Genomic DNA, 10,374 nt, shown 5'->3' on the forward strand with positions numbered 1-10,374 from the left:
GGGGAGGGCGGGTGTCTCGCCGCCGGGAGCGGCGGGGGCGGCTTTTGCAGGTTGGGTGCGTGGGCCAATAGGGGGGATGGGGGGTTGTGGTGGGGGTGGGGGTTGTGGCCCCCCCCCCCGCCGGCTATTCTAAAACCCCCCGGCCGGGGGCCGGGGGCCCCCGCCGCCCCGCCCGACGAAAATACTGGGTTACGTGACGGCGAGCCGTCATGACAACCCGCTACGACGCGTAGTCGTAGGCCCTTCCAGTTGATACGGTGAGTCAGCGGGGGCAAGGCCCCGTTCACTTTTTGTTCGCGCTGATTCCGAAGGGGCCCACTTACGTGTCCATTGCTGTATCCGCGTCCGTCGCGACCGACCATCTCATGCGTTTCCCCGGCCGGTTCGCCGACGCACTGCTGCCCGATCAGCTCGAGCATGTCTCGCTGAGTTTCCTCGTCGACGATCTGGTGATCCGCCGCGGCGGGGTGGGCGGCAATATCGCCTACGCCATGGGTCTGCTCGGCCGCTCGCCGCTGCTGATCGGCGCGGTGGGCCGTGACTTCGACGAATACCGGCGCTGGCTGGAGAGCAACGGCGTCGACTGTTCGGCGGTCCGGGTCTCCGAATCGGCGCATACCGCGCGGTTCGTGTGCACCACCGATGAAGATATGGCCCAGATCGCCTCGTTCTATCCGGGTGCGATGAGCGAGGCCAGCGATATCTCGCTCACCGCCCTCGCCGAGCAGCGCACCCTGGATCTGGTGCTCATCGGCGCCAACGACCCCGAGGCCATGCTGCGGCACACCGCCGAATGCCGCGAACTGGGTGTTCCGTTCGCCGCCGACCCCTCCCAGCAACTCGCCCGGCTCGACGGTGATCAGGCGGTGCAGCTGATCGAGGGTTCCGCCTACCTGTTCACCAACGAGTACGAATGGGGCCTGCTGAAGCAGAAGACGGGTCTCGCCGAGGAAGAGATCGCCGCCCGGGTCGGGATCCGGGTGACGACGCTCGGCAAGGACGGGGTGCTGGTGGTCGATACCGACGGCACCGAGGTACGGGTCGAGGCGGTCCCCGAGAACGCCAAGGTCGATCCCACCGGCGTCGGTGACGCCTTCCGCGCCGGTTTCCTGACCGCGCACACCGCCGGCCTGAGCCTGCAGCGTTCGGCGCAGCTGGGGTCGTTCATCGCGGTGCTGGTGCTGGAAACGGTCGGCACCCAGGAATGGAACCTGGACGCCGACGCCGCCCTGAAACGCCTGGGCGAGGCCTATGGCGCCGAGGCCGCCGCGGAAATCGAGCCCTTGCTGCGCTGATCGCGCCCGCCGGCCCGCGCCCGGGTTTCGGCGCTGTGGCTCACGATCCGCCGCCGGAGCAACCGGAGGCGGGTTCATGGCCGCAGCCGGGGCCACCGCCAGGACCGGTGCGGCGGCGATTCGGTGGACTGCCCCGGCGGCCGGATCTATCCGTCCACAACTCGAAGGCCCCGCTCGTTCTGCGAGCGGGGCCTTCGTCGTATCGGGGATCCGGGCTGTGCGCCCCTAGACCTGCACCGGATAGGTGGGTTCGGCGATCTCCGGCTTGATGCGGTCCTCGACGAAGATCCCGTGCCAGATCATGAACACCAGCAGCGTCCACAGCCGGCGGCTGTGATCGCCGTCGCCGGCGCGGTGCGCGTCGAGCATCGCTGTGACAGCGGCCTTGTCCAGCAGATGATCGGTCTGCGATTCGGTGATCTGCTGCCGGGCCCAGTCGTAGAGTTCGGTGCCGCGCAGCCAGTGCCGCAGCGGGACCGGGAAACCGAGTTTCGCGCGGTGCAGTACATGACCGGGAACGATGCCCTCGAGCGCTTGGCGCAGGGCGTATTTGGTGGTGTCGGGGGAGATCTTCTGTTCCAGCGGGATCTGTTCGGCCACCCGGAACACCTCGGTGTCCAGGAACGGCACCCGCAGTTCCAGCGAATTGGCCATGGTCATCTTGTCGGCCTTGACCAGGATGTCGCCACGCAACCAGGTGAACAGGTCCAGATGCTGCATCCGGGTCACCGGGTCCCAGCCGGCGGACTGCGCGTAGATCGGTGCGGTGACGTCCTGATGGGTCCATTCGGGGCGGAACTCCCGCAGCACCGACCGCAGCTGGGCGTCGCTGAAACTGCGGGCGTTGCCGTAGTAGCGCTGTTCCAAGGTGAGCGAGCCGCGATGCAGCAGGCTCTTACCGCGGGTGCCCTCCGGGATCAGATCCGAGACCTTGCCGGCCAGCCGGCGCAGCCCGCCCGGCAGCTTGTCGAACGGGGCCAGTGAGAGCGGTTCCCGGTAGATGGTGTAGCCGCCGAACAGTTCGTCGGCGCCTTCGCCGGACAGCACGACCTTGACGTGCTTCCGGGCCTCCTTGGCCACGAAGTACAGCGGCACCAGCGCCGGATCGGCCACCGGGTCGTCGAGGTACCAGACGATCTCCGGGATCGCGGCCGCGAATTCGGCGGGGGAGACGACCTTCACGATATGCCGGGCCCCGATCGCCGCGGCGCTCTCCGCCGCCACATCCACCTCGGAGTAGCCCTCGCGCTCGAAACCGGTGGTGAAGGTGACGAGCTTCGGGTTGTGCCGCATCGCCAGCGCCGCGATGGCGGTGGAGTCGATCCCGCCGGACAGGAACGAGCCCACGGTGACATCCGCGCGCATATGTTTGGCGACCGAATCCTCGAGCGCCGCGGCGATCTCGGCGTACCGGGCGGTCTCGCCACCGGCGGCGAAGGGCCGCACGCCGAATTTCGGCACGAAGTAGCGCGTCGTCACCGGTGGCTCACCCGGTCGCACGACCGCGTAACTGCCCGATTCGAGGCGGCGGATCCCGGCGTGCAGGGTCTCCGGTTCGGGGACGTACTGCAGCACGGTGTAGTGCTCGAGCGCGCGGTGGTCCAGGGATTCGTCGAGCCCGAGATCGCCGAGCAGTTCCAGCAGGCTCTTCTTCTCGCTGCCGAACGCGGTGCCGCCGGGCCCGGTGGCCAGGAACAGCGGTTTGATACCGAACGGATCGCGGGCGAGGAACAATTCCCGCGTACAGGTATCCCAGATCGCGAAGGCGAACATGCCGCGCAGGCGCCGGACCGCTTCCGGACCCCAGTAGTGGAACGCCGCGACGATGGCCTCGCCGTCGCCCTCGGTGGCGAACATCGGCCGGTCACCGAACTCGGCCGCATGCTCGCGGGCGAGTTCGGCGCGCAACTCCAGATAGTTGTAGATCTCGCCGTTGAAGGTGAGGGCGTAGCGCTCGGGGTCGTCGGCGGGCCCCCAGCGCAGCGGCTGATGCGAATGTTCGATATCGATGATGGAGAGCCGGTTGAAGCCGAAGATCAGCCGGTCGTCGTGCCAGGTACCGCGCTCATCCGGGCCCCGGTGCCGCACACAGTGCAGGGCGTCGTACACCCGGTCCACTGTTTCGGGTGCCGCGGTTTCGGACGTCAGAAATCCGAGCAGTCCACACACTGCGTCGCTGACCTCGTTTCCTCTGGTCGGGGATCCGCGCCGGGGCAGGCGGGCGCGGCGGGCGAAATCTAGTGTCCGAGTATGCCGCACGCCAGGTTCTCCCGTGCGATACACCTCCGTTCTGCGGCTACGCCGGCGCGCGGAGTGTCGAAGCCGACCCGACGGCGTACCGGGCGCGTGTTTGGTCTACGCTGCGTAGTACTCGGACTGTTCCGGGTGGTGCCGCGCGGTGCGCGGAGCCGCCCGGGAAGCCCGATGAGCTGTTTGTCTGTATCACCGGAGGCGGGTCCCCGCCGCCGTGGATGCGATGTCGGAATGTGTGGCGACCAGGAAGGCGTGAGCGTGGCGCACAAGGCGAGCGACGAGATCGGGGCACGGCCTGCCCGGCGGCGGGGTAGTGTCCTGCGGCGGGCGGGACTGGCGGTATCCCTCGGGATCACCGCGATGCTCGTCTCCGGCTGCTCGATCGACAATGTGTGGTTGCGGTTCGGCTGGCCCTCGGGCGTCACCCCGCAGGCGCACCGGATGCGGGAACTGTGGACGTGGTCGGTCGTGGCCGCCCTCCTCATGGGTGTGCTGGTCTGGGGCCTCACCTTCTGGACCGTCATCTTCCACCGCAAGAAGAAGAACTCGCCGGAGTTCCCGCGGCAGACCGGCTACAACGTGCCGCTCGAGCTGACCTACACGGCGATCCCCTTTGTGATCATCGCGGTGCTGTTCTACTTCACCGTGGTCGTGCAGAACTATGTGCACGAGAAGGTCGACAACCCCGATGTGGTCGTCGACGTGACCGCCTTCCAGTGGAACTGGAAATTCGGCTACCGCGAGGTCGACCTGAAGAACGGCTTCACCTACAACGGTGTCGACACCGTGCGTGAGGACGCCAACCAGGAGCAGCTGCAGGAATACGCCGAGCGCAAGAACGAGCACGGCCACGAGCAGCCCGGCCCGGTGCACGGCCGCCCGGAGAACGACATCCTCTCGTTCCTGCACTACAACAAGATCGAAACGGTCGGTTCCAGCACCGAGGTGCCCATCCTGGTGCTGCCCACCGGCAAGGTGATCGAGTTCCAGCTCGCCGCCGCCGACGTGATCCACGCCTTCTGGGTTCCGGAGTTCCTGTTCAAACGGGACGTGATGCCGAACCCGAAGGAGAACAACTCCGACAACGTCTTCCAGATCAGCGAGATCGAACGCGAGGGCGCGTTCGTGGGCCGCTGCGCGGAGATGTGCGGCACTTTCCACTCGATGATGAACTTCGAGGTCCGCGCGGTGACGCCGGAGAAGTTCCAGCGCTACATCCAGGCGCGGGAATCGGGTATGACCAATGCCGCGGCGCTGGAATCGATCGGCGAATCGCCGGTGGCGACCTCCACCCAGCCGTTCAACACCGATCGCACGGTCAAAACCGATACCACCGAGAGCAAGTGAGGACTGATCTCAGATGAGGATCGAAGCACGTCTGTTCGAACTTCTCACGGTGTTCTTCATCATCGTGGGCGTCATCTACGGCTTCTTCACCGCCCAATCGCGGACCGGTATCGAATGGGCCGGCACGACGGCGATTGTGCTCACCGCGGGCCTGTCGCTGATCATCGGCACCTACTTCCGTTTCGTGGCCCGCCGCCTCGACCTGCGCCCGGAGGACTACGAGGACGCCGAGATCGTGGACGGCGCGGGTGACCTCGGCTTCTTCTCGCCCGGCAGCCCCTGGCCGATCCTGCTGGCCGGTGCCGCCTCGGTCACCGCCCTGGGCTTCGCCTTCTTCGAGCCCTGGCTGCTCGGCCTCGGCGTCATCCTGGTCCTCACCGCCGCCGGCGGCCTGGTCTTCGAGTACTACCTGGGCCCTGAAAAGCACTGAGATAACCGCCGGCGTACGGCGCCGGAGCAAACAAACCCCGCTGTCCGAGTGGACAGCGGGGTTTTCTGTCGGCTGGGTTATCCGGCAACGACCGGCCCCCCCGCAGCAAGCCGGAGCCCGACCCGGCACCGCGGGGGCGCCCCGAACGATCTCAATCCACCGATTCGTAGCGGATGCTGTTCTCCGAGCGGCAGATCTCGTCGATTCCGGTGACGATATCGCGCAGCTGTTCCGACGGCAGGGCGTGCGGGCGCAGCCGGCAGGTGAAGGTGATCAGGCCGTGGTCGGTTTCCGGCAGGCTGTGGGCGGCGGATTCGGCGCGCAGATACGGTGAGCGTACGCCGTAGGTCATGGCGGAGATGACGGTGAAGCAACCGGTGCGTTCGCGGTGGCCGTTGAACAGGTCGTGCAGGCGGTAGAACACCGACGTGTAGTTCGACAGCGGGGCGAAGACGCCGACCCGGTAGGCGGGGCCCCGTTCCGAGGAGCTGATCACCGTATCGGCGAGGTATTCGGCGTCGCGCAAGGTGAGCACCTTGGGCGTGAACATCACCGCGCCTGCGGCCGCGTTGCGGACCGGCATCCCGGCCTTGCCGCTACTGGCGGAGGCGATCGCGCCGAGCGATTTGCGGGCCCGGCTACCGACCTCCCGGCGGGCGCGCAGCGAACGGGTCGGTGCGGTGGGGTAGAGGCTCGACCACTGGCCGAAGCGCACCGTGCCCAGTTGCACCTGCCCGGCGCCGACCGGACGGGAGACCTTCAGCGGGGCGGTGTCCACCCAGCGCCCGACCTGCAGTACCGCATCGCGCGGGTCGGCGACCTCGTTGTAGGCGTAGTCGACGAAACTGTCGAAATCCAGGAACCGGTGCGAATCGGTGGACAGCCAGGTGTTGTCCTTGTCGACCTCGATCGCGTCGAGGGTGAGCGCGGTGATGATGCCCGCGCGACCGCCCGCGCCCAGGATGCGGCGGAACCGTTCGGTGTGGTGGGTGCGCCCGCAGGTGCCGATCCGGCCGTCGGTATCGACGTATTCGAGATCGGCGATGCGGTCGATGAACAAGCCGTACCGATGCGAGGCGGTACTCACTCCGCCGACCGAGGCGAAACCGCCGGCGGTGATATCGCGATGATCGCCCACGACGGGCAGACCCAGGCCGTGCGCGCCCAGCCGGCGGTCGATATCGGACAACCGGGCCCCGGCCTGCACCCGCACGGTGCGGCGGCCGAGGTTGAGGTCGACGATGGCGTTCATCCGGCGCAGCGAGACCACGGTCTGCTGATCGGGCAGGGCGAGGCCGTCGGTGGCGGGATCGCCGCCGTGGACGGTGAGCGGCCTGGACAGATCCCGGGAATTCCGCACGGTGCGAACGACATCCGCGGTGTCGCGAGGCAGGTACTCGGCGGGGGAAACGATGTGCGGCGTGCTCATGGCACGAAAGCTAACCACAGCCGCGCGGCCGCGGCGATATCGAATCACAGTTCTGCTCCCGCCTGCCTGCCGAATGGACTCCTGACCTGTAGGTTTTGCCCGCACGACCGGGGCGCTGCGGCGCCGGCGGGCGGGGTGCGACCGCGAGGTGGTGTCCAGGGGGATTTCGCCGGGCGGCCCGCCTGTGCGACCGTCCCGGCGACGAGCTTCCCGTGCCCGGTTCAACGGTAGGTGAACGCCCGCCGTCGGGCCCGGCAACTCCGGTGCGACGGCGTGGCGAAAACGTCAGCGGGCCAGCAGATGTAGCCGCTGTCCGATCACGTCGACCCAGTTCACCTGTTCGAAGGTCGCGTACTCGACCCGGATGGCGTCCTGGATATCACGGCCCGGGGCGAACATCAGAGCGCGTTTATCGGCTTCCAGCACCACGTACATACCGTGTGGGTCGGCCACGAAGGTCACCTCGAGCTGGTTCAGGCCCGGAAAGCGCGGTGCGGGGCCGAATTCGATCTCCTGGAAGAACGGCAGCCGGTGCGGGATCCGGTCTATCCGGCCGGCTTCCACATCGGCATGCCGGAGTCCGAAACCCCACGCCTCGACGGCCGCGAGCAGAACATGCTGGGGCGGGAGGGCACCCACGCCGAGCGGATCGGTATCGACGGCGTCGAAGCCACCGTCCACATCGACCCGGGTGCGTACCGCCACCGCCGTTCCGGGCAGCTGCCGCCCGTTGTAGAAGGTGATCGGCGTTTCCCACGGCGTCACCAGTTCGAACCGGCCCTCCAGCGGATGACCGGGGATCAGTTCGAACGGACCGAATACCGGTTGCCGCGCGAATGCGAGATCGACCAGCTGTTCGCCGTTGTCGTATTCGCGTTCGGCCCGGGTGATCAGTTCCACGGAGACCCCGTTGATCCGGAGCGGACGGTCCTGGCAGCGCATCCGGATCACCCCCTGAACCGGCTGTCCGGGCTGTACCCCGGGCGTGAACAGTTCGGTCTCCACCTCGGCCGTATTCGAGCCCAGCGCGCCCAGCAGAGTTTTGAACATCCGATTCTTCTCCCTCCGGCCCACGGCGAATCCGGCCGTCGCCGTGGGGTTGTGGGTCCACAGCGTAGCCGCGAATCCCGCCGAACGTGTCGGACCGCCCCGGTAGCGTGGTCAGTGGCCCTGGGCGCCTGGGGAACCCGGCATCGGTGGCGCGGATGGAGGTGTGCGATGTCGAACATCGACCAGCGGATCGACTGGGCTGTGGAATGGCTGCACCGCAGTCAGGCCGGCGTGCGCAACGGGGGTGCCGGATGGGGGTGGCTGTCCGATGTGCTGCCGAATCCGCAGAACACCGCGGAGGTCGTGGTCGCCCTGGCCGCGGCGGGCCGGCCGGTCCCGCGTGCGGCGGAGGTGAGCACCCTGGTGCGCCGTGATGTCGTGGACACCGACAGCGGGGAGTGGGTGTTCCGGTCACCGATCGATCTGTCCTGGCGGTTGCGCGCACTGCACTGCCTGGGCGTACCGCCCGCCGATCCGGTGGTGGTGCACTGCCTGCGGGAGTTGTACGCGTCCCGGGACGCGGATACCCGCGGCTGGCGGCTGTCCGAGGCGGTCGGCCCGATCTCGCTCACCGCTACCACGGCCGCCCTGCACGCCCTGGCCGATCTCGCCGGAACCGACGAGACAGCGGCCGAGGCGCTGCTGCAGGGCACCTCCCTGGTGGTCTCGATGATGCTCCGCGACGATCCCCGCGCCCAGCCGATCTATGCGTGCGCCCATGTCGCGCGACTGCTCGCCCGGCCGGAGATCGCCGCCGTGGGCGGTAAACGGGTCGACAAGGTCCGCGAGCTCACGGTGCAGCGCATGCTGCAGGCGTTGCGGGAGGGGAAGGCCGGGGCCGAGGAGGAATCGTTCCGGGAGGGTTTGATGGCATCCACCTGGCGGCATCTGGGCCTGCATCTCGCGGTCGGTGCCGTCGTCACCGCCGACGACCGCGCCGTCTTCGATCCGGGGGTACGCCGCGGGCTGGTGGAGCTGCTCGAACTACAGGAAACCCAGGAACGATCGGCGGTACGCGGCGGATTCCGCACCTCCGCCGGCGGATTCATCACCTCCTTCGCCACGGTGCAGGGTCTGGAGGCCATGCTCGCGGTGCGCCGGGTGGTGAACGAACGCGTCAATCCGGCGGTGATCTACGACCTGATCTGCCGGGAACGGGGAGCGCATCCACAGGACGCGCAGCAGGTCGTGGGGCATCGCGGGCGGGCCGTCCTGATGAACAGTTACGCCGGCGGGCTCACGCTGGCCGCCGCTGCCCCCGCGGGCCTCACTATCGTGCTGCTGGCCGTGTTCTTCGCCGGCGATCTCGGGGTCGTCGCCAGCCGTGCCCTGGTCGTGTGGGGGACTTTCGTCATCGCGCTCGGCACCTATACCGGTATCGCGACCCGGTTGCCCTCGGTAGCGAAGGGGCGGACGGCGGCCGCGGTGTTCGCGGCCTACACCGCGGTCGTGCTGCCGATCGTGACCTACCTGCTCTCGTGAGGCCCGCCTGGCGCGGTCCGGCGCTGCTCGTCGTGGCGACCGGCCTGTGGGGTGTGTCGAGCGCGGGCATCGCCGGGGTCGGCGCCACGGGGATCGCCGCGGCCCCGGTCGCCGCGGGCGGTGCACTGACGTTGCTGGGTTTCGCGGTGATACGCGGCGGCGCCCCGTGGCGGGATTTCCGCAACGCGCCGCGGCTGTTCCTCCGGCTCGGCGTGCTCGAGGTACTGAATCTGGTGTCGTATGTCGCCGCGCTGTACCTCGGCCCGTTACCGGTGGTGGTGGCCCTGCATCTCACCTCGCCCGTCCTGCTGATCGTCGTCCGGATCGTCCGCGGCCGCCGGGCGCTCACGCTGACGCTGGCCGCGGAACTGGTCGCCATCGGCGCGGCGATCTGGCTGGTCGCCGGTTACCGGCCGGCCCATACCGCCCTCGGCCCGGCGCTGCTCGGTTGTGCGCTCGCGCTGATGAGTGCGGCCTGTGTCGCCGGACTGATCACCCTGGTGGTCCGGGAATCGCCGGGCCTGCCCAGCGGGTCCGCGGCGGGGTTGCAGTTGCTCACCGCGGCCGTACTGGCCACACCGCTGTTCGGTATCGCGGTGCTCGCGGGGGAAGGACCCACGGCCCGCCAGACGGTGGTTCTCGCCGGACTCGGGGCGTTGCTGCTCGGGCCGGGCTTCGCCTGTTACTGGCTGGCGCTGCGGGAGCTCGACGAGGTCACCGCGGGGCTGATCGGGCTCAACGAGGCCGTGGTCGCCACCGTGGCCGGGGCGGTGGTGGTGGGCTCGGAGATCACCGTGGCGACCCTGATGGCTGGAGTCCTCGTACTCGGGGCGGTGGGACTGGAACTGGGTAGCCCCGTTCGTGCTCGTGCGCCGTCTTGACGAACGCCGCGCACGCCGCGAAATCCTTGTCGCCGGTCTCGGTTTCCACACCGCTGTTCACATCCACCCCGAACGGGTGCACGGCGGCGATCGCCTCGTCCACATTGTCGGCGGTGAGCCCGCCGGCCAGGATCACCGGCCGGCCCAGGCGGGCGAGTTCGCCGACGATCCGCGCGCTCACCGCCCAGTCGTGGGTCCGGCCGGTAC

At 68.5% G+C, this 10,374-nt stretch carries 9 protein-coding genes; 5 read left to right on the forward strand and 4 right to left on the reverse strand.

The features are described from left to right. Nucleotides 1-323: 323 nt before the first annotated feature. Nucleotides 324-1,295 carry a carbohydrate kinase family protein gene (locus QH276_RS25370; RefSeq protein WP_280406925.1) on the forward strand — a complete coding sequence of 324 codons (972 nt, stop codon included), beginning with the start codon at nucleotides 324-326 and terminating at the stop codon, nucleotides 1,293-1,295. Nucleotides 1,296-1,520: 225 nt separating this feature from the next. Here the strand turns inward: QH276_RS25370 and asnB are convergent, their stop codons facing one another. Then, complete coding sequence (gene asnB, locus QH276_RS25375) at nucleotides 1,521-3,464, reverse strand: asparagine synthase (glutamine-hydrolyzing) (protein WP_280399946.1); 1,944 nt, start codon at nucleotides 3,462-3,464, stop codon at nucleotides 1,521-1,523. Nucleotides 3,465-3,908: 444 nt separating this feature from the next. Between asnB and ctaC the strand changes: the two genes are divergently transcribed. Together ctaC and QH276_RS25385 are read left to right on the forward strand one after the other, a co-directional pair. Further along, a complete protein-coding gene (ctaC, locus tag QH276_RS25380) occupies nucleotides 3,909-4,895 on the forward strand; it encodes an aa3-type cytochrome oxidase subunit II (protein ID WP_280399949.1) in 987 nt (328 codons plus the stop codon). A gap of 13 nt (nucleotides 4,896-4,908) precedes the next feature. Beyond that, nucleotides 4,909-5,325 (forward strand): cytochrome c oxidase subunit 4, encoded by a 417-nt coding sequence (locus QH276_RS25385; RefSeq protein WP_280399945.1) that lies wholly within the window; start codon nucleotides 4,909-4,911, stop codon nucleotides 5,323-5,325. Between the two features lie 151 nt (nucleotides 5,326-5,476). Here QH276_RS25385 and QH276_RS25390 read toward each other — a convergent pair whose 3' ends face one another. Further along, nucleotides 5,477-6,754 (reverse strand): FAD-binding oxidoreductase, encoded by a 1,278-nt coding sequence (locus QH276_RS25390; RefSeq protein ID WP_280399944.1) that lies wholly within the window; start codon nucleotides 6,752-6,754, stop codon nucleotides 5,477-5,479. Between the two features lie 285 nt (nucleotides 6,755-7,039). Beyond that, nucleotides 7,040-7,804, reverse strand: coding sequence for a sporulation protein (locus QH276_RS25395; protein WP_280399943.1), 765 nt, complete (start codon nucleotides 7,802-7,804; stop codon nucleotides 7,040-7,042). Nucleotides 7,805-7,972: 168 nt separating this feature from the next. Between QH276_RS25395 and QH276_RS25400 the strand changes: the two genes are divergently transcribed. Beyond that, on the forward strand, nucleotides 7,973-9,286 hold the full coding sequence (locus QH276_RS25400; RefSeq protein ID WP_280399942.1) for a hypothetical protein: 1,314 nt from the start codon (nucleotides 7,973-7,975) through the stop codon (nucleotides 9,284-9,286). Then, nucleotides 9,283-10,167 (forward strand): EamA family transporter, encoded by an 885-nt coding sequence (locus tag QH276_RS25405; RefSeq protein WP_280399941.1) that lies wholly within the window; start codon nucleotides 9,283-9,285, stop codon nucleotides 10,165-10,167. Before QH276_RS25400 ends, QH276_RS25405 begins: the two co-directional genes overlap by 4 nt. On the opposite strand, the gene QH276_RS25410 is transcribed toward QH276_RS25405, so the two are convergent. Then, nucleotides 10,076-10,374 (reverse strand): phosphoribosylanthranilate isomerase (locus tag QH276_RS25410; protein ID WP_432278807.1); only part of this gene is annotated, 299 nt, incomplete at its 5' end. The genes QH276_RS25405 and QH276_RS25410 overlap by 92 nt on opposite strands.

It is taken from the genome of Nocardia carnea (assembly GCF_029869215.1).
GTDB classification, from domain to species: Bacteria; Actinomycetota; Actinomycetes; order Mycobacteriales; family Mycobacteriaceae; genus Nocardia; species Nocardia carnea_B.